The 21,385-nt window shown below is 66.7% G+C and carries 20 protein-coding genes; 13 read left to right on the top strand and 7 right to left on the bottom strand.

Going from position 1 to position 21,385, the window contains the following annotated elements:
• The first annotated feature begins 106 nt into the window (after positions 1–106).
• A complete protein-coding gene (locus ACWW1C_RS10680) occupies positions 107–769 on the top strand; it encodes a response regulator (protein WP_455983401.1) in 663 nt (220 codons plus the stop codon).
• Positions 759–1,868: a sensor histidine kinase gene (locus ACWW1C_RS10675; protein ID WP_455983400.1), complete on the top strand. Its 1,110-nt coding sequence runs from the start codon at positions 759–761 to the stop codon at positions 1,866–1,868. The genes ACWW1C_RS10680 and ACWW1C_RS10675 overlap by 11 nt, the downstream gene beginning before the upstream one ends.
• A gap of 46 nt (positions 1,869–1,914) precedes the next feature.
• Here the strand turns inward: ACWW1C_RS10675 and ACWW1C_RS10670 are convergent, their stop codons facing one another.
• Entirely contained in the window at positions 1,915–2,418 is a 504-nt protein-coding gene (locus ACWW1C_RS10670) for a hypothetical protein (RefSeq protein WP_455983399.1), read from the bottom strand.
• 569 nt (positions 2,419–2,987) lie between these two features.
• Here ACWW1C_RS10670 and ACWW1C_RS10665 point away from each other — a divergent pair.
• Entirely contained in the window at positions 2,988–3,605 is a 618-nt protein-coding gene (locus ACWW1C_RS10665) for an MspA family porin (protein ID WP_455983398.1), read from the top strand.
• Positions 3,606–3,751: 146 nt separating this feature from the next.
• Here the strand turns inward: ACWW1C_RS10665 and ACWW1C_RS10660 are convergent, their stop codons facing one another.
• Positions 3,752–4,552: a mycofactocin-coupled SDR family oxidoreductase gene (locus ACWW1C_RS10660; RefSeq protein WP_455983397.1), complete on the bottom strand. Its 801-nt coding sequence runs from the start codon at positions 4,550–4,552 to the stop codon at positions 3,752–3,754.
• Complete coding sequence (locus ACWW1C_RS10655) at positions 4,552–6,159, bottom strand: flavin-containing monooxygenase (RefSeq protein ID WP_455983396.1); 1,608 nt, start codon at positions 6,157–6,159, stop codon at positions 4,552–4,554. The genes ACWW1C_RS10660 and ACWW1C_RS10655 overlap by 1 nt, the downstream gene beginning before the upstream one ends.
• A gap of 769 nt (positions 6,160–6,928) precedes the next feature.
• Between ACWW1C_RS10655 and ACWW1C_RS10650 the strand changes: the two genes are divergently transcribed.
• The 6 genes from ACWW1C_RS10650 (at position 6,929) to ACWW1C_RS10625 (ending at position 13,370) form a co-directional block, all read left to right on the top strand.
• The gene (locus ACWW1C_RS10650) at positions 6,929–8,110 is read left to right on the top strand and encodes an acyl-CoA dehydrogenase family protein (protein WP_455983395.1); all 1,182 of its coding nucleotides are present in this window, start codon (positions 6,929–6,931) and stop codon (positions 8,108–8,110) included.
• Position 8,111: 1 nt separating this feature from the next.
• The gene (gene bphC / locus ACWW1C_RS10645) at positions 8,112–9,020 is read left to right on the top strand and encodes a biphenyl-2,3-diol 1,2-dioxygenase (protein WP_455983394.1); all 909 of its coding nucleotides are present in this window, start codon (positions 8,112–8,114) and stop codon (positions 9,018–9,020) included.
• The gene (locus ACWW1C_RS10640; protein ID WP_455983393.1) at positions 9,017–10,480 is read left to right on the top strand and encodes an FAD-dependent oxidoreductase; all 1,464 of its coding nucleotides are present in this window, start codon (positions 9,017–9,019) and stop codon (positions 10,478–10,480) included. Before bphC ends, ACWW1C_RS10640 begins: the two co-directional genes overlap by 4 nt.
• A 252-nt stretch (positions 10,481–10,732) precedes the next feature.
• Positions 10,733–11,533 carry an IclR family transcriptional regulator gene (locus tag ACWW1C_RS10635; protein ID WP_043393948.1) on the top strand — a complete coding sequence of 267 codons (801 nt, stop codon included), beginning with the start codon at positions 10,733–10,735 and terminating at the stop codon, positions 11,531–11,533.
• A gap of 31 nt (positions 11,534–11,564) precedes the next feature.
• Positions 11,565–12,482, top strand: coding sequence for an alpha/beta hydrolase (locus tag ACWW1C_RS10630; RefSeq protein ID WP_455983392.1), 918 nt, complete (start codon positions 11,565–11,567; stop codon positions 12,480–12,482).
• 33 nt (positions 12,483–12,515) lie between these two features.
• Positions 12,516–13,370 carry an SDR family oxidoreductase gene (locus ACWW1C_RS10625; RefSeq protein WP_455984228.1) on the top strand — a complete coding sequence of 285 codons (855 nt, stop codon included), beginning with the start codon at positions 12,516–12,518 and terminating at the stop codon, positions 13,368–13,370.
• Here ACWW1C_RS10625 and ACWW1C_RS10620 read toward each other — a convergent pair.
• A complete protein-coding gene (locus ACWW1C_RS10620; RefSeq protein WP_455983391.1) occupies positions 13,367–14,296 on the bottom strand; it encodes a cupin domain-containing protein in 930 nt (309 codons plus the stop codon). The genes ACWW1C_RS10625 and ACWW1C_RS10620 overlap by 4 nt on opposite strands.
• An 80-nt stretch (positions 14,297–14,376) precedes the next feature.
• Here ACWW1C_RS10620 and ACWW1C_RS10615 point away from each other — a divergent pair, with 80 nt between their 5' ends.
• From ACWW1C_RS10615 to ACWW1C_RS10605, 3 genes are all read left to right on the top strand, one after another.
• Complete coding sequence (locus ACWW1C_RS10615) at positions 14,377–14,889, top strand: anthrone oxygenase family protein (RefSeq protein WP_455983390.1); 513 nt, start codon at positions 14,377–14,379, stop codon at positions 14,887–14,889.
• A gap of 69 nt (positions 14,890–14,958) precedes the next feature.
• The gene (locus ACWW1C_RS10610) at positions 14,959–16,383 is read left to right on the top strand and encodes an amino acid permease (RefSeq protein ID WP_455983389.1); all 1,425 of its coding nucleotides are present in this window, start codon (positions 14,959–14,961) and stop codon (positions 16,381–16,383) included.
• An 83-nt stretch (positions 16,384–16,466) separates the two neighbouring features.
• The gene (locus ACWW1C_RS10605) at positions 16,467–17,249 is read left to right on the top strand and encodes an SDR family NAD(P)-dependent oxidoreductase (RefSeq protein WP_455983388.1); all 783 of its coding nucleotides are present in this window, start codon (positions 16,467–16,469) and stop codon (positions 17,247–17,249) included.
• A 69-nt stretch (positions 17,250–17,318) separates the two neighbouring features.
• Here ACWW1C_RS10605 and ACWW1C_RS10600 read toward each other — a convergent pair whose 3' ends face one another.
• Genes ACWW1C_RS10600 through ACWW1C_RS10590 form a run of 3 tightly spaced genes read right to left on the bottom strand, consistent with a single transcriptional unit; the run spans position 17,319 to position 19,532 of the window.
• Positions 17,319–18,119 (bottom strand): SDR family NAD(P)-dependent oxidoreductase, encoded by an 801-nt coding sequence (locus ACWW1C_RS10600; RefSeq protein ID WP_455983387.1) that lies wholly within the window; start codon positions 18,117–18,119, stop codon positions 17,319–17,321.
• 4 nt (positions 18,120–18,123) lie between these two features.
• Positions 18,124–18,402 (bottom strand): ferredoxin, encoded by a 279-nt coding sequence (locus ACWW1C_RS10595; protein ID WP_455983386.1) that lies wholly within the window; start codon positions 18,400–18,402, stop codon positions 18,124–18,126.
• The gene (locus ACWW1C_RS10590; protein WP_455983385.1) at positions 18,402–19,532 is read right to left on the bottom strand and encodes a Rieske 2Fe-2S domain-containing protein; all 1,131 of its coding nucleotides are present in this window, start codon (positions 19,530–19,532) and stop codon (positions 18,402–18,404) included. Before ACWW1C_RS10590 ends, ACWW1C_RS10595 begins: the two co-directional genes overlap by 1 nt.
• Before the next feature lie 144 nt (positions 19,533–19,676).
• Between ACWW1C_RS10590 and ACWW1C_RS10585 the strand changes: the two genes are divergently transcribed.
• Positions 19,677–21,383: a 3-ketosteroid-delta-1-dehydrogenase gene (locus tag ACWW1C_RS10585; RefSeq protein ID WP_455983384.1), complete on the top strand. Its 1,707-nt coding sequence runs from the start codon at positions 19,677–19,679 to the stop codon at positions 21,381–21,383.
• Positions 21,384–21,385 lie beyond the last annotated feature (2 nt).

Here is a 21,385-nt window from a genome sequence, read left to right as displayed (position 1 = left end):
TCCAACCGGCCACAATGCTGCAGGTCGGTTCGGCCGGCCGGGCAATCGGAGCTACCGTCATATGCCGGACGTGGCCGCAGCTGACCGCAGTAGTGAGGAGGATGCCGTGCCGAGCATTGTCATCGTCGACGACGAAGCACTGATCCGATCAGGATTCGAGCTGATCCTGTCAGCGGCAGCCGACATCGATGTGGTCAAAACGTGCGACGGCATACAGGCTGTGGACGTCATCCGCGAGCAGCGCCCTGACGTGGTGCTGCTCGACATCCGAATGCCGGGCAAGGACGGCCTCACTGTGCTGGCCGAACTGCAGCAACTACCCACACCGCCGGTCGTGGCGATGCTCACGACATTCGACGCCGACGAATACGTCGCGGCGGCATTGCGCGCAGGCGCATCCGGGTTTCTGCTGAAAGACACTGATCCTGAACAACTTCCGCATATGGTCCGCTCTCTCGCCGCCGGCGGGTTGGTGCTGTCGGGAGGTGTCAGTCCCAAGGTGATCTCGGGCTACCTCGACGACCGCGTCGACCGTGACGCCGAGAGCAAGCTGCGGGCACTGACCGACCGCGAGACAGAGGTACTACGGCTGCTTGCGCAAGGGAATTCGAACGGTGAGATCGCGGCCACGCTGTACACCAGTGTCGGCACCGTCAAAGACCAGGTGAGCTCGATCCTGTCGAAGCTCTCGGTCAAGAGCCGTGTGGAGGCGGCCATCATCGCCCAACGAGCCGGCGTTCTGGACGACGGCAGTCAGCATGACCGCTAGCCGGCGGCAAGTCGGCCGGCGATTGGTCGGCGACGCCCTGCTGATCGGACTCGCCGCCGCCGACGCCATTCTCAACAGCCTCGACGACACACCGTCCCCGCGCAACCTGGTCTTCGTGGTCATCGCCGTCGCCGGACTGTTCGTGCGGCGCCGTTTCCCCTACCTCAGCTTCGCCGCCACGATCCCCGCGCTTGTCGTCGGTTCAACGGTGATTGCCACCCTCGTCGCGTTGTACACAGTCGCTGAGCTGCGACCTGCTCGCTACCGGTTGGCGCTTTGCGCGGCAACGACATTCGTATGCTTCACCAGCTTTTGGGACACGCCGCACTTCAACGCCAGCCGACTGCTCGACATCGTCTACGCGATCCTGTTCACCGGCGCACCGCTACTACTCGGCCTGCTGACCCGTGCTCGCGCGGAACTATCAGCCAGACTTGCCGAAATCGACCGTGCCAGGCAACACGAACAAGAGTTGTTGATCGACAAGGCGCTGGCGCGCGAACGGGCAAACCTCTCTCGCGAAATGCACGATGTCGTGTCGCATCAGGTCAGCTTGATCGCAGTACAGGCGGGCGCACTACAGGTAACCGCGCCCGACGACGCCACCGCAGCGACTGCCCGAACCATCAGAACCCTGAGCGTGCAAACGCTCGACGAACTGCGCGACATGGTCGGCGTGCTGCGGGCGTCAGGGAGTGAGGCAGTGACACTCACCCCACAGCCGGGCATCGACGACGTACAGGTCCTGGTCGCCAACTCAGGGATAGACACCACCATCACCACCAACTACGACGGCGCCGTCAAACCGTCTGCGGCCGTTCAGCGTGCCATCTACCGCGCGGTCCAGGAAGGTCTCACGAACGTCGCCAAGCACGCACCCGGGGCGAGAGCGTCGCTGGAACTGATCATCGACAAACACCACGTCCGCGTCACTCTCACCAATTCCAAACCGACCCACACGGCCGAACTACTGCCCAGCGACCGAAACGGCCTACTCGGGCTTCGTGAACGCGCCGAACTTCTCGGCGGCTCTTTACAATCCGGGGCCCTCAGCGACGGCGGCTACCGACTCTCGATGCGCCTGCCCCTGCAAACCTGAGCCGCCTTGACGAGCGTGAAAGTGGCGGTAACCCCATTCGCTCAAGCTATTTGATCAGCAAGTTCAGACTCGCCACAGCGAGGCCGATCGTGGTGTTCGCCAAACCGATACCGCAGAGCCGCCACTTGCGGTAACCGCTCTTATAGGCCGCGATCGCACCGAGGACAAAGAGCACCGCGGCATTCACCGCGAGGGCGCCCGTCGTGTAGCCGACCGACACCAGTGTGCCGTCCGAGGTGAAAGTGTCATCACTCCAGTGCGCGGCCGCCGCCGCGGCAAGGACGAGCAGGGTCGGTATGCACGCCACCACCATCGGGATTCCCGTAAGCATGGACCGCCTCAGGTCCTGCCAGAAAGTCGCCGGTGAATCGACGTGATGGGTCGAAACGTGTTGTCCGTAGCTTCGGGTAACCGCCGCGGCGACAACCGAGATCAGCACCCAGCTGCCCACATACGACGGACTCTGGCCCGGTGGGATTGCTGCGAGAACCACACTCGCGAGGACGGTCCCTACGACCCAGCCATATATCGTGTTCGTATCCAGCTTCACACCGTGAATGGTAGCCATATTCGCAACGGCACGAAGATTGTGGCGAACCGCGGATTCGCCGAAACCCTCTCCCGCGCAACGCTCTCCGGCGCTCTCTGCTGGCGCGGGGCGCGCGTCACCCAGCTAGGCCGACGGCCAACCCGACGCAGTACGGTATCCCCGCGCGCCTGGGGAACAATGGTTCTGGGCGCAGCCATTCTGCTGCGGCTGCAACGCCCGCCGCAAAAACAAGCGCGATTGCCAGCACTGTCAGCACGGTCGTCAGAATCTCCACAGGGCTGAGACCTTGCTGCGAATCGTCTGGTACGCAGCCGAATTCATCACCTCGCGTGGGCTGGTTGTTCTTCGACGCTCTCGCCACTGCACGAGTCTGCCGCCCACGTCAGCCGCGCGCCATCCCCCGACCGACTGCCATCGCCATCCAGGTGGCCGGTTGCCGGCCGCACGTCTGGTACCCGCCGGGTGGATGCCGGTTGTGGCCACGTGGGGGATTCCACCAGGCGCGCCGCACGCGACATGCTGGCACGGCCCGTGATCAGCCGTTGCCTAGTTTGTCGAGGGAGCACATGATGATTCTGCACCGCACGCTGGCGGTCGCTGTCCCTACGGCGGCGCTGTTGTTTGTCGGCACCTCAACTTCGCACGCGGCATTGGACAATCAGCTTGCACTGGTTGATGGCAAAGACCGCACCTTGACCATCCAGCAGTGGGATACCTTCCTCAACGGGGTTGCGCCGTTGGACCACAACAGACTCACACGTGAGTGGTTCCACTCAGGCCGGGCAAAGTACGTCGTCGACGGACCCGGATCCGATGATTTCGCCGGCAAGGTGGAACTGGGTTATCAGATAGGCTTCCCGTGGTCGTTGGGCGTGGGTATCAAATTCAGCTACACCACGCCAAACATCTTGTTCGACAAGGCGCTTATCAACCGCCCTCAGATCATCACGCCGAACCTGTTTCCCGGGGTGTCCGTCAGCGCCGATCTGGGTAATGGACCGGGCATCCAGGAGGTTGCGACCTTCGCTGTTTCGGTCAGCGGACAGACGGGAGTGGTGGCGGTGTCAAACGCGCACGGCACGGTGACCGGTGCCGCCGGCGGGGTTCTTCTGCGCCCGTTCGCGCGTCTCATCAGCAAGTCCGGTGACAGCGTCACCACCTACGGCGATTCCTGGAACATGAGCTAGGACAACCGGTTGCCTGAACCGCGTCTACTCGGTCAGACTCAAACATATTGCCAACCAGGCTAATTCGGTGTCGAGGGCGAGGGAGAAGACACGCCACTGGCGACCAACCGCCCACCGCCGGCGCCCGGCAACCCCGCCGACCCCGCCTACGCCTTCTGGGTCAGCCCCGCGTCGACGACCAACTGGGTGCCGGTGATGTAGCGGGCCTCGTCGGACGCCAGGAACACCACCGCGTTGCTGATGTCCTCGGGCTCCACCCACGGCACCGGTAAGAGATTACGAGCCGCAAGGACTTCGGCAACATCCTCGGCGGTCGGGTCCTCCAGATCGGGCCGGATGCGTCTGAAGGTCTCCGGGTTCAGCACCATCGGAGTGCCCACCGCGCCAGGATGCACGGTGTTGACCCGAATCCGCTTGGGCCCCAACTCATTGGCCAAGGTGCGCGCCAGTCCGACCACGGCGTGCTTGGTCGCGGTGTACGCCGACGTGTTCGCGGTGCCGCGAAGTCCGTTGGTGGAACTGATGATGACCACGGATCCGCCGGCCGGCCCGAAATGCGGAACGCCGGCCTTGACCGTGTGCCACACGCCGGTGAGGTTGACCCCGATGACGCGCTGCCAGTCCTCGCCGGTCACCTCCCAGGTGGGCGCCGACGCCGAATGAATACCGGCGTTGGCAACCACCACGTCCAGCCGGCCGAACTCCCAGACCCCCTCGTCGACGGCGGCCTGCATCTCGTCGAACGACGACACGTCGGCGACGCCGGTGTAGCAGCGCTGGCCGCGCTGTTTGACCGCGTCGGCGACGTCAGCCAAATCGGCTGCGGCACTGGCGACGTCGAGTGCGATGATGTCGGCGCCCTCGTCGGCGAGCCGCTCGCAGTGAGCTCGGCCGGTGCCGCGCGCGGCTCCGGTCACGAGGGCGACCTTGTTCAGCAGCCCTGACATCAGCCGGCCTTTGTCAGTTCAAATCCCTTGTACCCGGCGGCCGCAACCTCGGCGCAGATGTCGTTGTAGGCGGCGAAGCCGCCGATGAACAACATGAAGACCCGCGGTTTGCCCGGCACATTCGCGCCCATGTACCAGGAGTTCGCCTTCGGGAACAGCGTCTGGTCGGCACGTCGGACCAGTTCGGCGTTCCAGTCGTCTACCGATTCGGTGGTGGCCTCGATGGCCGAGTAGCCGTGCTTGCCGACGTACTCGATGGCGTCGGCGATCCAGTTCACGTGGGCTTCGGCGTGCAACACCATGTTGGCCAGCACTGCCGGCGCGCCGGGTCCATTGACCAGGAACATGTTCGGGAAGCCGTCGACACCCAGACCCAGGTAGCTGCGCGGTCCATCGGCCCAGTTCTCCTTGAGCTTCTGGCCACCGCGGCCGGTGATGTCGATGCGACCCAATGCGCCGGTGAGCGCGTCGAATCCGGTGGCGAAGATGATGGCGTCCAGGTCGAAGCGGGCATCGGTGGTGGTGATGCCCGTCGCGTCGATCTTCTCGATCGGGGTCTGCTTCACACTGACCAGCTTCACGTGCGGCTGGTTGAACGTCTGGAAATAGTTGGTATCGGTGCAGATTCGCTTGGCACCGATCGGGTGATCGTTCGGGATCAGCAGGTCCGCGACCGCGGGATCGTCGATGACCGCGCGTACCTTCTCGTCGTAGAACTTCTTGGCCTCGGCGTTGGCCACCGGGTCGACCATCTGGTCGAGGAAGGTCTTGCTGAACAGCACACCGCCCAGCTGCCAACGCTTTTCGAATTCGGCGCGACGCTCCTCGTCGGACAGCTCCATGGTCAGCTTGGGGTGGGCCAGGTGGGGCGAGCCACCACCACTGCGCCACGACAGTTCGCGCCGCTCGTCGTAGTTGGCCTTGACCTCGGCTTCCCGCTCGGCCGTCAGCGGTTCGTTGCCCGCGGGCACGGAGAAGTTCGGAGTACGTTGGAAGACAACGAGTTCGGCGGCCTGCGCGGCAACGATCGGGGTGGTCTGGATGCCTGACGATCCGGTCCCGATGAGGCCGACCCGTTTGCCGGTGAAATCGACGCCCTCGTGCGGCCAGTTCGCGGTGTGGTAGGTCTCGCCGGCGAAGGTCTCGACGCCCGGAATGTTCGGCAGCAGCGGATCGGACAGCGCACCGGTGGCCATGACGCAGAACTGCGCGTCGACGACGTCGCCGGCATCGGTGGTGACCGTCCAGCGCAGCGTCTCCTCGTCGAGGGTCGCCGAGCTGACACGGGTGTTCAGCCGGATGTCGCGGCGCAGGTCGAAGCGGTCGGCGACATGGTTGATGTACGTGAGGATTTCGGCCTGCGTGGCGTACTTCTCGGTCCAGGTCCACTCCTGCTGGAGGTCCTTGTCGAACGAGTAGCAGTAGTCGATGCTCTCCACGTCGCAGCGGGCCCCCGGATACCGGTTGTAGAACCAGGTGCCGCCGACGTCCGAGGCCGCCTCGAACACCACGACCGAGTGGCCTTCCGACCGCAGCTTGTGCAGTGCGTAAAGCCCGGCGAAGCCGGCACCTACAACTACGATGTCAACCTGTTCTGCGCTGCTCATAGTGCGAAGTTAGCTCCCCTCGGGAGCTCCGAGTACGAGGCGTCCCGGTGAACGGGCGAACCGCGGAACCCCCTCAGCCCGGGTCCGCGTGTCCAGGATCAACCGCGGGCCCCGGTCCCTGCGTTCCCGGTCCCGGAGGCGGTCCCCACTGTCCGTGCCCATATGGACCTGGCCCGAGGCAGTCTGGGTCTACCCCATTGGGGCCCCAGCAGCCGGGTGGCTCCGCAGCCCACGACACCGCCGCAATGGCCGCTTGGACAGCGCCCGACGACTGAGTCGGACCCGTGCCTGCCGCGACGCTCGATGCTGTGCCCGCCACCGAACCACTCGCGACGATCACGGACACCACAATGGCCGTCCTGCGTCGAATGTCCATCACCGCACCGCCTTTCACTTCGGCTTGCCTTGGTGCTGAGGCGACACCGAGCTCGCCACCCGCGACCAGTCATCGTGAACCACCGTGGTCCACGATGCGCCGGTGCGCGCTGGGCGCTCTAGGGCCATCGGTCCACTGTCGACCGCCAGAAGGCCCGGCGGTCGATGGATGAGCCGGCGCCCGGATGTCCCGATCACCGGATGGCCTGTCCACACCGGTCCGACCATCGGACCGGCGGGGCGAAGGCAGGCCGCCACCCCGAAACTCTGTGGACAACCACCCGGTTTCGCTCCAGGTAACGGAAATTCGCCCGCTGACCGGGAACCGCCTCCCGGTGCATGACGGGTGCGGTAAACCATTAATTAGCCCATCACAGGAGTTAGGAAAACGACCATGACCCAGCGGGTTATCGACAAACTCGGTGACATCGCCGACCAGCTTCGCGAACAAGCCTGGGAAGCAGAGAAGTTGGGCCAACTGCCCGACGAGACCGTCAAACTGATGAAGGCCGCCGGCAACATCAAACTGCTGCAGCCCAAGGAATACGACGGCCTGGAGGTGCATCCGCGCGAATTCGCCGAGACCGTGATGGCGACCGCTGCCCTGGATCCGGCCGCCGGCTGGATCAACGGCGTCGTCGGCGTGCACCCGTATCAGCTTGCCTACGCCGACCCGAAGGTCGCCGCCGAAATCTGGGGATCCGACACCGACACCTGGGTGGCCTCGCCGTACGCACCGCAGGGCGTGGCCCGGCCTGTCGACGGCGGCTACATCTTCAACGGCCGCTGGCAGTTCAGCTCCGGCACCGACCACTGTGAGTGGATCTTCCTGGGCGCCATGCTCGGTGACGCCGAGGGCAAGCCCCTCATGCCGCCGCAGATGCTGCACATGATCCTGCCCCGCAGCGACTACGAGATCGTCCAGGACTCCTGGAACGTGGTGGGTCTGCGCGGCACCGGTTCCAAGGACGTCATCGTCAAGGACGCCTTCGTGCCCACCTACCGCACCATGGACGCCACCAAGGTGATGGACGGCCGGGCCCAGATCGAGGCCGGCATGACCTCGCCGCTGTACCTGATGCCGTGGTCGACCATGTTCCCGCTGGGCATCTCGTCCGCCGTCATCGGCATCGCCGAGGGTGCCTTGGGCGCCGCACTCGACTACCAGCGCGAACGCGTCAACTCCAGCGGCGTGGCCATCAAGGACGATCCGTACGTCATGTACGCCATCGGTGAGGCCGCCGCCGACATCAACGCCGCCCGCCAGGAACTGCTGGCCAACGTCGACCGCATCTACGACATGGTCGAGGCCGGTAAAGAAGTGTCCTTCGAGGACCGCGCCGCCGGCCGGCGCACCCAGATCCGGTCGGTGTGGCGCGCAGTGTCCGCCGTCGACGAGATCTTCGCCCGCTGCGGCGGCAACGCCACCCGCATGGACAAGCCGCTGCAGCGCTACTGGCGCGACGCACACGTCGGCCAGGCCCACGCCATCCACGTCCCCGGCACCACCTTCCACGCGTCGGCACTGAGCAGCCTCGGCGTGGATCCCCAGGGTCCGCTGCGAGGCATGATCTGACGTGACTGACCTCAAGAGCCTGGGCTACGTGAAAGTCCAGACCGCCGACATCGAACGCTGGCGCCAATTCGCTTTCGACGTACTGGGTTTCGCGACCGGCAGCGGTCCCGATCCCGACGCGCTGTACCTGCGGATGGACGAGCGCACCGCGCGCATCATCGTGGTACCGGGCGACGCCGATCGCATCGTCACCGTGGGCTGGGAGGTCCGCGACGGCGCCGCGCTGCGCCGGGTGCAGACCACCCTGGACGGGGCAGGCGTGCCGTGGAAGCAGTTGTCCCTGGATGAGGCTGACGCGCGCCGCGTCGACGAGGTCATCGCCTTCGCCGACCCGGCCGGCAATGACATCGAGGTATTCCACGGCGCGGTGCTCGACCACAGCCCCGTCGTCACGCCGTTCGGCGCCCGCTTCGTCACCGAGGGCCTCGGCCTCGGCCACGTGGTGCTGCCCGCACAGGATGCCAAGGGGTTGTTCACGTTCTACACCGAGGTGCTCGGCTTCCTGCCCCGGGGTGCCTTCCGGGTGCCGGCTCCCCCGGAGTTCGGCCCGTTGCGCGTGCAGTTCCTGGGTATCAACGAGCGGCACCACAGCCTGGCGATCTGCCCGGCCGCGACGCTGCGGGATCCGAAGCTGATCCACCTCATGGTCGAGGTCGACACCCTGGACGCCGTCGGGCAGGCGCTCGACCGGGTGAACCGGGACGGCTTCCAGCTGTCCTCGACGCTCGGCCGGCACACCAACGACAAGATGGTCTCGTTCTACGTGCGGTCACCAGGCGATTGGGACATCGAGTTCGGCACCGAGGGCATGAAGGTCGACGAGCGGTATTACACCGCAGAGGAAATCACGGCCGACAGCTACTGGGGCCATGAATGGATGGGCGTTCCGCCGCGGGCGATGCTGCCATGAGTGCTGACCTGAACCCCGTTCCCGCGTCGTCGATCACCGCATGGGACGACGAGGCCGACGTCGTCATCGTCGGCTACGGCATCGCCGGTGCGGCCGCCGCGGTGGAGGCCTCAGCGGAAGGCGCCGACGTCCTGGTGGTCGAACGCACCGGAGGGTGGGGCGGCGCCGCCGCCATGGCCGGTGGGTTCATCTACCTCGGCGGTGGCACAGAACTCCAAAAGGCTTGCGGTTTCGAGGATTCGGTGGCGAACATGGCCGCCTTCCTGAAGGTGGCGATGGGCCCGGGCGCCGACGCTGAACGGATCGACGACTACTGCGCCGGCAGTGTCGCCCACTACGACTGGCTGGTGAACTGCGGCGTGCCGTTCAAGCCGGTGTTCTGGGGCGAGCCGGGCTGGGAGCCGCCGGCCGACGAAGGCCTGATGTACACCGGCGGCGAGAATTCCTTCCCGTACAACACAATTGCCCCGCCGGCGCCGCGCGGGCACGTACCGCAGATGGCCGACAAGGTGGCCGGTGAGCGCAGTGGCGGCTACATGCTGATGAAGCCTCTGGTGGACACCGCGACCGCACAGGGCGTCCGGTCGGTCTACGACACCGAGGTGCAGTCGTTGATCGTCGAGGCCGATGGTCGGGTGGCCGGGATCACCGCGCGCCGGTACCGCGAGACCGTGGCGATCAGAGCCCGCCGCGGCGTGGTCCTGGCCTCGGGCAGCTTCGCCTACAGCGATGCCATGGTCGCGCAGTACGCACCGCGCATCGCGGGGCGTCCGGCTGCGAGCATCGAGCAGCACGACGGCCGGGCGATCCGGATGGCACAGGTCCTCGGTGCGGACCTGGCGCACATGGATGCCACCGAGGTGGCCTTCTTCTGCGACCCGCAGCAGTTGGTCCGCGGCATCCTGGTCAACGGGTTCGGCCAGCGGTACATCGCCGAGGACACCTATCCGGGGCGCATCGGGCAGCAGACGCTGTACTACCAGGACAACATCGCCTACCTGATCATCGACGGCGATGCGATGGAAGAGGCGATGGCCGCGACGTCGGCGACGCCGTTCCTGCGCCGCCCGGCCACCTGGGTGTGCGAAACGGTGGCCGAACTCGAAGCCGAGATCGGCCTGCCCACGGGCGTCCTGCAGAACACCGTCGCCTACTACAACGAACACGCTGAGAACGGCGAGGACCCGCTGCTGCACAAGAAGCCGCAGTGGCTGCGCCCGATCGGGTCGCCCGTCGGTGCGATCGACCTGCGTAACAGCACCGGCGGGTTCACCCTGGGCGGATTGTTGACCACGTTGGACGGCCGCGTACTGCACGTCAGCGGCGAGCCGATTCCCGGCCTGTTCGCCGCCGGGCGCAGCGCGGCGGGTCTGTCTGCCTGGGGTTATGCCAGCGGCGTGTCCCTGGGCGACGGCAGCTTCTACGGGCGCCGGGCCGGGAGGTCCGCGGCGCGGAGCTGAAACCTCAGGTCCGGCGTGTCGTCACCACGCGCGTCGCCCTCCCGGTAACCACAGAGCAGTGTCCCAAAATTGGGTCATGAGCTGCAGAATTGATACACGAGGCGCCCCTGCCGACCCGGCTCGGGGCGCCTCGTCGTGCATATATTCTGCCGCGTTCCTGCGAAATGTGTGACAAGCCCCACCGCCGTGTGATACAAACAGTCATATTACTAATAGTAATATGACACAGAGCAACGGAGCCTGGAGGCCGACATGACAGCAGCAGTCGAATCCACCACCCCCAGCGCGGTCATCGACCGGGTATCGCTGGTCCTCGACGCGTTCGACGGCCCCGGCCGGCTGACCCTGGCGCAGATCGTGCGCCGCACCGGCCTGCCCCGCTCCTCCGCACACCGGATGCTGGAGCGTCTGGTGCAGCTGCGCTGGCTGCGCCGCAACGGCCGCGACTACGAACTCGGGATGCGCCTGGTGGAACTCGGCTCCCTGGCCGTGCACCAGGACCGCCTGCACCGTGCCGCCGGCCCGTTGCTGCACGAACTGCACCGCGCCACCGGACTCGTCGTCCACCTCGCGGTGCTCGACGGCGGTGACGTCGTCTACCTGGAAAAGGTCGGCAACGGCATGATGACCGTGTTGCCGTCCCGGGTGGGTGGCCGCCAGCCGGCGCACTGTACCGCCGTCGGCAAGGCCATCCTGGCCTACAACCAGGACGCCGAGGTCGACCTCATGAGTCGCAAGACCAAGTACTCGATAGCCAACCGAGCCCAGCTCGCCACCGAACTGGCCAAGGTCCGCGCGCACGGCGTCGCCTTCGAGCGCGAAGAGTCGGTGCCCGGATTCGGTTGCGTCGCAGCGCCGATCGGCCGCCAGGGTGAGGCCGTCGCCGCCGTCTCGGTGTGTGGTCCAATGAACCGCATGGCCTTCGAACAGCTGACCGCCCCGGTGCGCATGACCGCCATGGGCATCTGGCGCAACGCCGAGGATTCCCGCGTGGCGCCGACGCTGCAGCCGATGCGTCCGCTGCGCATGGGTCCGGCGCTGCAGTACGCGTGAGTCACCAGCGAGTAGCGCGAGCGGATCGCGCATGAGCCTCGATCCGCAGATCGCCGGTCTCCTCGAGGCACTGGGCGGCGGCTTTCCCGATCTGCCGAACATGACCGGCGCACAAGCGCGTGCGGCGATCCGCGCGCGGTACGTCGCGCCCGCTGAACCCGAAGCGGTCGACTCCGTCACCAACACCGAGGTCGACGGCATCGGAGTCCGGATCTACCGGCCCAGCGGGAACACCACGGAGGACGGACTCCCCGTTTTCGTGTTCGCACATGGCGGCGGATTCGTCTTCTGCGACCTGGATTCGCACGACGGGCTGTGCCGCAGCTTCGCGAATTCCATTCCCGCCGTGGTGGTTTCCGTCGACTACCGGCTCGCGCCCGAACATCCGTGGCCTGCCGCCGCCGAAGACGTCTACACCGTCACCCAGTGGGCCGCCGCCAACGCCGCCGAACTCGGCGGCGACCCGGCGAAGCTCGTGGTCGGTGGCGACAGCGCCGGCGGCAACCTCTCCGCGGTCACCGCGCTGATGACCCGCGACCGCGGCGGCGCGCCGCTGGCCGCGCAGGTGCTGCTCTACCCGGTACTGACCGCAGACTTCACGTACGGCTCGTACCACGAATTCCGCACCGGCTACTACAACACCACCGCCGCCATGCAGTGGTACTGGGACCAGTACGTGCCCAACACTGTCGATCGCGAAAACCCTTACGCGGCACCGCTGTCCGCGTCCGTCGAAGGCGTTGCGCCGGCCGTGCTCGTGGTCACGGGCTACGATCCGATGAGGGACGAGGCACTCGCCTACGCCGAAGCATTACGCGAGGCGGGCGTTCCGCTCACCGAACTGTATTACGGTGCCATCCACGGTTTCCTGACCATGCCCGTGCTCGACATCGCACATCGCGCCCGTCGTGACGTGGCCGACGCGGTGACCAAGCTGCTCGCCGGCTGAACGGCGATTCCCCCACCAATCAAGGAGTTCATCATCGGGACCTACGCTGTGACCGGTTCGGCATCCGGCATGGGATACCAAGCGGCGGAGCAGTTACGTGCTCAGGGCCATACGGTGATCGGGGTCGACCTCAAGGACGCCGAGGTCATCGCCGATCTCTCCACCGCCAATGGACGGCGGACCGCCGCCACCCGGGTGCTGGAACTGTCCGAGGGCAAGCTCGACGGTGCCGTGCTGGCCGCCGGCATCGGCCCCGGCGCCGGCAAGGACCGCGCCCGCCTGATCGCCCGGATCAACTACCTCGGCACGGTCGACCTGCTGACGGCCTGGCGTCCTGCGCTCGCGGCGGCCGGCAACGCGAAAGTCGTTGCGCTGGGCAGCAACTCCAGCACGACGGTGCCCGCGGTCCCGCGGCGTGCCATCCGGGCGCTGTTGGAGGGTGACGCCGACCGCGCGGCCCGGGCCGTGCGGTTCTTCGGCGGCGGCGCCTCGGCGCTCATGTACGCGGCGTCGAAGATCGCCGTGGCCCGCTGGGTCCGGCAGACGGCCGTCACACCTGACTGGGCCGGCCGCGGCATCCGACTCAACGTGCTGGCGCCCGGCGCAATCATGACCCCGCTGCTGCAGGCTCAGCTCGACTCACCGCGCGAAGGCAAGGCCGTGCGTGCTTTTCCGATCCCGACCGGCGGCTTCGGCGACCCCGTGCACCTCGCCAACTGGATCACCTTCATGTTGTCGGACTCTGCCGACTTCCTTTGCGGCAGCGTCATTTTCGTCGACGGCGGCACCGATGCGTACTTCCGGCCGGACGGTTGGCCGAAGGGCGTTCCCCTGCGCGGCATTCCGCGGTATGTGTTGCGGCACCGCAGGTTCGCCAAGACCCGCTAGGACTGCTCGGCGCGAATCGCCTTGGGGCTCATCCCGTAACGGCGTTTGATCGCGGTACTCAGGGCAAAGGCGGTGCTGTAGCCGACGCGGCCCGCAACCGCCTCGATGGTGGCATCCGATCCACGCAGCAGGTCGACGGCCAGCGCCAGACGAATCTCGGTCAGCAGTGCCATCGGCGGCTCGCCGACGAGTTGGGTGAATCGCCGCGCGAGTGCCGCCCGGGACAGCCCGACCTCGGCAGCCAGCGAGCCCACGGTCCAGGGATGTGCCGGATTGTTCTCGATGAGCCGAAGAGCCGTGCCCACCTGCGGATCTCGATACGCGCGATACCAGGCCGGCGCGTCTTCATGGGAGAACCAGCTACGCAACGCCGCGATGGTGAGCAGGTCCAGCATCCGGTCGAGCACGGCGCCCTGCGCCGGCTCGTCGCGCGACATCTCGTCGAGCAGCAGGTCCACCAGCATGCCGTTGATCTCGCCGCGCCGAACCACCACCAGCGGCGGTAGCGCCGACAGGAGCCGACGGCACACGGCGCCGACTTCCTCATAGGCGCCCGTGATCAGCAGGGTCTCGGCGTCCGGACGGGTGCCCCAGCTTCGGACTCCGAGACTCAGTGCCTCACACAGTGGTTCACCGTCCACGGTCGTGGTGACCTGCCCGGGGTGCACGACGACCTGGGGCGCGGTGGCGGCGTCATCGGCGACGGTGTAACCGTCGGGTCCACGGAAGATCGCGATGTCGCCCGCCTCGAGTTGCCGGCCGGCGGCACCATCCGGGAGGACGGTCGCCGAGCCGCGGGCCACCACGACGATGGTGAGCGGTGCACGATCTTCGACCCGCAGTGACCACGGCGCGTCGAGCAGCGACCGCATCAGAAACGCGCCGCGGGCGCGCGGCCCCTCCAGCAACCCCGCCAGGGCATCCACATGGAGAGCGTAGACGCTCGCGTATGGAAGTGAGTCTTTTGGCGATGGATCGTCCAACCTGGAGTCAATACGGTCAGCCCATGACCTTCAGCAAGCTCCCCCAGCCCATCGGCGTGACGGTGCTCATCGTCGCTGTGGTGACGTCCGGACTCCTGGCCGGCCTGTACTACTCGTACGCGGTGTCGGTGATGCCCGCGCTCGGTGCGTTCGACGACCGCACCTACATCGACGTCATGAACAAGATCAACGTGGTGATCGTCAACCCATCGTTCATGCTGACCTTCCTCGGGTCGGTCGTCTTCTCCGCGCTGGCTGCGGCGTGCTACCTCAAGCCCGACGCCCGCCCTGTCCTGATCTGGATCGGAATCGGCCTGGCGCTCAACATCGCCAGCCTGGTCATCACGTCGGCCGTCAACGTGCCGCTGAACAACAAGCTCGCCACCGCGGCGGCCTCGACCACGCCCGCCGACCTCGCGGCGCTCCGAGCGCAATTCGAGTCGACCTGGGTGCGCTGGAATGTGATCCGGGCTCTGGCCAACACCGCGGCCACCGGCGTGCTCGGATGGACCGGAGTACTCGCGGCCCGCGGTTGAGGCGCGATTAACGCACGATGACCACAACCATGGGCCGGCGCACAGACCTGCGGCATCGTGGCGTCAGTGGTGAGTTCCGACATCAAGGCCGGCGATGCGCAGCTGGCGAAAGGCCTCCGGCGCAGGCATCTGAACCTGATCGCACTCGGCGGGGTGATCGGCGCCGGGCTGTTCGTCGGCAGCGGCGTCGTGATCGGTAGTGCGGGACCCGCGGCCATCGTGTCGTTCCTGATCGCCGGCATCATCACCCTGCTGATCATGCGGATGCTCGCCGAGATGGCTGTGGCACAACCCGTGGTCGGCTCCTTCTACGTCTACGCCCGGCAGGCGCTCGGACGCCGTGGTGGTTTCGTCACGGGCTGGATGTACTGGTACTTCTTCGTCATCGTGGTTGCCGTCGAAGCCGTTGCGGGCGGCCGCATCCTGCATCTCTGGCTGCCCTCGGTACCGCTGTGGGCGTTGAGCCTCGGCCTGATGCTGGCCCTCACCGCGAGCAACCTGGTCTCGGCGCGCTCGTTCGGCGAGTTCGAGTACTGGTTCTCGTCGGTGAAAGTCATTGCCATCGTGGTGTTCCTGGGCATGGGCGCGCTGTGGCTCACCGGACTGTGGCCGCACTCCACACCGGGCCTGTCCAACCTGATCGATCACGGGGGCTTCGCGCCGCTCGGCTGGGGCGCGGTATTGGCGGCCGTGGTGCCCTGCGTGGCGTTCTACACAGGCGCCGAGATCGTCACCATCGCCGCCGCCGAATCCGACGAGCCCGAGCGCGCGGTGACGCGGGCAATGAAGTCGATCGTCTTCCGCATCATCGGGTTCTACGTCGGATCGATCCTCGTGGTGGTGGCCATCCAGCCATGGAACACCGAGAGCGTGGGCATCAGCCCCTACGCGTCGGTGCTGACGGTGCTCGGCATTCCGGGCGTGGCGACGATCATGAATTTCATCGTGCTGACCGCGGTGCTGTCCTGCCTCAACTCGGCGCTCTACACGACTTCACGAATGCTGTTCGCGCTCACCACCTCTGGCGACGCCCCACGGTTCTTCACCAAGCTGTCCGGCAGCGGCGTCCCGCGCCGCGCGATTCTGCTGGGCACCGCCGTCGGGTACGCGTCGGTCGCCGCGACCTACGTCTGGGGCGACGTGGTCTTCAACTTCCTGATCAACTCCTACGGTGCCGTCGCGCTGTTCGTCTACCTGATCATCGCGATATCGCAGGTCGTCCTGCGTCGCCGGATCGAGCGAGGCGCGCCGGGCGCGTTGAAACTGAAGATGTGGCTGTTCCCGTGGCTGAGTTACGCCACCATCGCGCTCATGGCGACCGTGATTCTCGCCATGGCGTTCCTGCCCGGCACCCGATCGCAGTTCCTGATGAGCGGTGTCACCTTGCTCGTCATCCTCGGCGCCTTCGAGGTGGTCCGGCGACGCGACGCAGCTGGGACCGAGCCCGCGGCCCCGTCGATCCACGACGAACATCGGGTGTCGGTCGACACCTGACCGACGTCCCGGTGACCGGACCACCACCACCCACACGGACAGCGGTGCGGCAAGAATCCTTCGGCAACGAAAGGACTTGCAGCATGGATAGATTCAGCGACCGCCGGGTGATCGTGACCGGCGCCGGATCGGGCATCGGCCAGGCCACCGTGGCCCGCCTGCTCGACGAGGGCGGCACCGTCGTCGCGTGCGACATCTCCGCCGATGGCCTGGCCCGGACCCGGGAGGCCGCCGAAAAGGCAGGCACCGCAGCGCGTCTCACCACCACGGTGCTCGACATCTCGTCCGAGGATGACGTCAGCAAGGGTGTCGACGCCGCCATCGCGGACATGGGCGGTCTGGACGTGCTGGTCAACGTGGCGGCGATCGAGACCTGCGCGCACACCCACGAAACCACGCTGGCCGACTGGAACCGCATCATCGCGGTCAACCTGACCGGTACCTTCCTGATGACCCGTCAGGCCCTGCCGGCACTGCTCGCCTCGGGGCGCGGTGTGGTCATCAACTTCACGTCCACCTCGGCGAGCTACGCCCACCCGTACATGGCGGCCTACTCCGCCAGCAAGGGCGGCATCCTGAGCTTCACACACTCCCTTGCCCTCGAATACGCCAAGCAGGGTCTGCGCGCCGTGAACATCCAGCCAGGTGGTGTGTCCACCCCGCTGGCCAACGGCACCTTCGCCAAGATGCCCGAAGGCGTCGACTATGGCTTGTGGACCAAGCAGGTGCCCATGCTCAACACCGGCAACGACGCCAACCTGGGTGACCCCAGCGCCGTCGCCGCGGTGGTCGCGATGGCAGCGTCCGATGACGGCGCGTTCCTCACCGGCACCGAGATCCGGATCGACGGCGGCGCGCACTGCTAGACCTCCGCGGGTGTCCAGCTGACCAGAGTCCGAGCTGTCCGCTCAGCGGACGGAGTCCGACTTGTCCGCTCAGCGGACGACCACCTCGCTGGGCACCCGCGGATCACCAAGCATCGCCCGATGCGACGGCGGCGTGCGGCCGCCGACATCGGTGATGCCGTAACGCTGGGCTTCTTCCGCGGCGATCACGGTCTGCCCACTGATGCCCTCCAGATCCGGGTCCCGGTACAGCGCATTGATGACATGCCCGATGAACTCCGGCGTCTCGAAATTGCCCGCCGCCTTGGCCAGCGTCTCGGCGTCGAACGCCTGCTTGAACTTGTCGGTGAGCAGAATGCCCATCCAGATCGACAACGTCGACACGCCAGTGCCATGGAAGTCGACCGCCATGTCGGCGGCCATCTTGTCCACGCCGGCCTTCTGCGCGCCGTAGGCGGGGCCGTGCATGTAGCACACCGCTCCCGGCGACGAGGTGAACGCGATCAGGCCGCGGTCCTGGGCCACCAGCAGCGGTGCGGCATGCCAGGACGCCACGTAGGCCGACCGCAGGCCGACGTCGAGCACGTCACCTAGACCGATCGGCTTCTCCCAGAACGGCTTCGGGTCGACGAGGTTGTCGTGTACCACCGCGGCGTTGTTCACCAGCAGGTCGAGACGCCCGGCCTCGTCGGCCACCCGCGCGAACAACGCCGCCACCGCATCGTCGTCGCGGTGATCCAGCGGGACGGCGATGCCGCCGTCGCCGGGATCGGTGACGGTACGTCCGGTCAGGTACACCGTCCACCCGTCGGCCACCAACGCCGCGGCAATGCCCTTTCCGGCGCCCCTGCTGGCGCCGGTGACGACCGCGACCCGTTTGTCTGAGCTCATGCGGCTATGGTGCCACGTCCGGTTCGTCCTGAACGACGTGCACGACACCCGCCGCGACGGCCGCGGCGATGGACTCCTTCAGCTCGCCACACGCCAGGAAGATGCGTCCCGGCAGGCACTCCGCGCGCCGGCGCTCCTCGCACATCGCGGCCGAGCCGGTGGTCCACTGCACGCTGGTCTGCTGCCAGCTGCCCTTGCGCGCCAAAACCTGTGCGCCGCAGGCCCGGCAGGCCACCGGCACCATCGGCATATCGGCCAGCCGGACGTCGGGCCGCACGGTCATCAGACCGACTCCGCGGCCCGTGCTGCGATGTTGGCCGCCATCTCCTTCGTCCACGCCTCGCGCGGGACGGTGGTGTCCAGTTCGTATTCGAAACGGTCGACCATCTCCGGTACCACATCCGCGATGTCGACGTAGAACTGCTCGTACCACCGCCGCAGCTGGTAGACGGGGCCGTCCTCTTCGACCAACAGCGGATTGTCGATGCGGGCCTTGTTCTTCCAGATCTGCACGTCCTGCTCGAAGCCCTGCTTCACCCAGTCGCCGAGCGCGACCGCGGTCGCCATGGCGGCCTCTTCCGGCAGGCCCGCCATCTTCTTCACGATGATCCCGTACTGCAGCACAAAGGAATTCGCGTCGATCGGGTAGTGGCAGTTGATCAGGATCGTCTTGTGATCGGCGTCCGGGTAGTGGTACGTCAGGTCGTCGATCATGAAGGACGGTCCGTAGTACGACGCCACCGACGTCGAGCCGAGCATCTTCGCACCCTCGGTGCCCTGCATGTCCTCGCGGCCGCCACCGTTCATGTACTGCGTCGCGACCTGCCCTTCGAAGATGTTCTTGAAGTGCGACGGCACCGAGCCGTGAATGTAGAAGAAGTGCGCCATGTCGACGACGTTGTCGATGATCTCGCGGCAGTTGACGTTCACAACCGTTGTGTACCAATGCCAATCGGTCCACTCATCGCTGCCCGCCTGCTCGATGCGCGGGATGTAGCAATCCTCCGGCGGGGCGCTGCCCTCGGGGTCGTTCCAGATGAACAACATCCCGTCCTGCTCGAGGGTCGCCCACTTCGCGGTGCGTGCGAGCCGTGGCGTGCGCTTGGCGTACGGCACCAGTTTGCACTTGCCGTCGCCGCCCCAGCGCCAGTCGTGGAACGGGCAGGCGATCTCGTTGCCCTTGACGGTGCCCTGACTCAGGTCGCCGCCCATGTGCCGGCAGTAGCTGTCCAGCACGTTCAGCTGGCCGTCCCCGCTCCGGAACACGACGAGCTTCTGACCGAAAGCGTTGATCGAGTGCGGTTTGCCGTCACCGAGCTCCTTGGTCAGGCCGAGACAGTGCCAACCACGGGCGAACCGGGCCGGCGCCTCACCGGCTTCGATCTGGCGAACATCGACATCATCCAGCGACATCTGATGGACCATCCTCACATTGAAAACTGGGCTGCAGTTTGATGATTCAGGTCTAACAGCAACACGGTGGCGAATGCACGTGTTATCCCGCTGGAAGGGACGTCCGAGACCGGAAACCCGTCTGCCGCAATACGCTTAGCGGCCGTGACGACATCTGCCGCGGCCACGATTCCGGCCGGCCTCGACATCACCGACACCACCGTCGATCTGCTGGTGATCGGTTCCGGCACCGGCCTGGCCGCCGCACTGAGCGGGCACGAATCCGGGCTGAACGTCCTCGTCGTCGAGAAGGCATCCGACGTGGGCGGCTCCACCGCCCGCTCGGGGGGCGCGCTCTGGCTGCCGACCACTCCCCTGCTGACCGACGAGGGCACCGCCGATACCGCGGACCGCGCCTCGACCTACCTCGATGCCGTGGTGAACGGGACCGCGCCGCCGGCCCGTGCCACCGGCTTTCTCCAGCACGTCAACGCGACCGTCGACATGTTGGGTCGGACCACTCCGATGCGGCTGTTCTGGGCCCGCGAGTACTCGGACTATCACCCTGAGCTGCCGGGCGGCCGGGCCACCGGCCGCACCTGTGAGTGCCGACCTCTCAACGCCCGCGTGCTCGGCAAGTACCGGGATCGGCTGCGCGGCGGCGTCATGGAGGTCAAGGTCCCGATGCCGACCACCGGTGCGGATTACAAGTGGATGAACCTGATGACGCGAGTGCCGCGAAAAGGCTTGCCGCTCATCGCAAAACGCCTCGCCCAGGGCGTCGGCGGCAAGCTGCTCGGCCGCGAGTACATCGCCGGTGGCCAGGCACTGGCGGCCGGACTGTTCGCCGGCGTGCTGCAGGCCGGCATCCCGATCTGGACCGACACCGCGCTGGTTCGGCTGACCGGCGACGGCCGGCGCGTCACCGGTGCGGTCTTGTCACACGCGGGCCGCGAAGTGACCGTCACCGCCCGGCGCGGTGTGGTGCTGGCGGCCGGCGGCTTCGACCACGACATGGCGATGCGTCACAAGTACCAATCCGAATCACTCGGTGACCACGAGAGCCTCGGCGCCGATTCCAACACCGGCGAGGCCATCCGGGCCGCCACCGATCTCGGTGCCGCGACGGCCCTGATGGACCAGGCCTGGTGGTTCCCGGCCGTCGCATCCGCGGACGGCCGCCCACCCGCCGTGCTGCTGGCCGAGCGCTCGCTGCCCGGCTCGCTCATCGTCGATCAGGACGGCAAGCGCTTCGCCAACGAATCGACCGACTACATGTCGTTCGGCCAGCAGGTACTCGAACGCGAGCATGCCGGCACCCCCGTCGAGTCGATGTGGATCGTGTTCGACCAGAAGTACCGCAACAGCTACGTCTTCGCCGCCGGCTCGTTCCCGCGGATGCCACTGCCCAAGTCCTGGTACCGGGCCGGTATCGCGGCCAAGGCCACCGACTTCGCCGACCTGGCGGCGCAGATGGGCGTCCCGGTCGCTGATTTCGAGCGGACCATGACGCGGTTCAACGAGAGCGCCGCTGCCGGTATCGATCCTGATTTCGACCGCGGCCTCAGTGCCTACGACCGCTACTACGGCGACCCGACCGTGACGCCGAACCCGAACCTACGGCCGCTGGTCAAGGGCCCGTTCTACGCGGTGAAGATGACGCTGAGCGACCTCGGCACCTGCGGCGGCGTGGTCGCCGACGAGCGTGGCCGGGTGCACCGCGAGGACGGCGGCGTCATCGAAGGCCTCTATGCGCTGGGCAACACCGCGGCCAACGCTTTCGGTGCGGTGTACCCGGGCGCGGGCGCCACCATCGCGCAGGGCCTGGTGTACGGCTACATCGCCGGACGGGATGCCGCGGGCAAGTTCTAGCG

It is taken from the genome of Mycobacterium sp. HM-7 (assembly GCF_053852335.1).
Note: the sequence above shows the minus strand (reverse complement) of the source record. Positions and strands in the feature narration are given on the sequence as shown.

Excerpts from the sequence above, each read along its gene's own strand:
- ACWW1C_RS10675 (WP_455983400.1), top strand. The coding sequence starts at position 759 with ATGACCGCTAGCCGGCGGCAAGTCGGCCGGCGATTGGTCGGCGACGCC.
- ACWW1C_RS10665 (WP_455983398.1), top strand. The coding sequence starts at position 2,988 with ATGATTCTGCACCGCACGCTGGCGGTCGCTGTCCCTACGGCGGCGCTG.
- ACWW1C_RS10660 (WP_455983397.1), bottom strand. The coding sequence starts at position 4,552 with ATGTCAGGGCTGCTGAACAAGGTCGCCCTCGTGACCGGAGCCGCGCGC.
- ACWW1C_RS10655 (WP_455983396.1), bottom strand. The coding sequence starts at position 6,159 with ATGAGCAGCGCAGAACAGGTTGACATCGTAGTTGTAGGTGCCGGCTTC.
- ACWW1C_RS10650 (WP_455983395.1), top strand. The coding sequence starts at position 6,929 with ATGACCCAGCGGGTTATCGACAAACTCGGTGACATCGCCGACCAGCTT.
- ACWW1C_RS10640 (WP_455983393.1), top strand. The coding sequence starts at position 9,017 with ATGAGTGCTGACCTGAACCCCGTTCCCGCGTCGTCGATCACCGCATGG.
- ACWW1C_RS10635 (WP_043393948.1), top strand. The coding sequence starts at position 10,733 with ATGACAGCAGCAGTCGAATCCACCACCCCCAGCGCGGTCATCGACCGG.
- ACWW1C_RS10630 (WP_455983392.1), top strand. The coding sequence starts at position 11,565 with ATGAGCCTCGATCCGCAGATCGCCGGTCTCCTCGAGGCACTGGGCGGC.
- ACWW1C_RS10615 (WP_455983390.1), top strand. The coding sequence starts at position 14,377 with ATGACCTTCAGCAAGCTCCCCCAGCCCATCGGCGTGACGGTGCTCATC.
- ACWW1C_RS10605 (WP_455983388.1), top strand. The coding sequence starts at position 16,467 with ATGGATAGATTCAGCGACCGCCGGGTGATCGTGACCGGCGCCGGATCG.
- ACWW1C_RS10600 (WP_455983387.1), bottom strand. The coding sequence starts at position 18,119 with ATGAGCTCAGACAAACGGGTCGCGGTCGTCACCGGCGCCAGCAGGGGC.
- ACWW1C_RS10595 (WP_455983386.1), bottom strand. The coding sequence starts at position 18,402 with ATGACCGTGCGGCCCGACGTCCGGCTGGCCGATATGCCGATGGTGCCG.
- ACWW1C_RS10590 (WP_455983385.1), bottom strand. The coding sequence starts at position 19,532 with ATGTCGCTGGATGATGTCGATGTTCGCCAGATCGAAGCCGGTGAGGCG.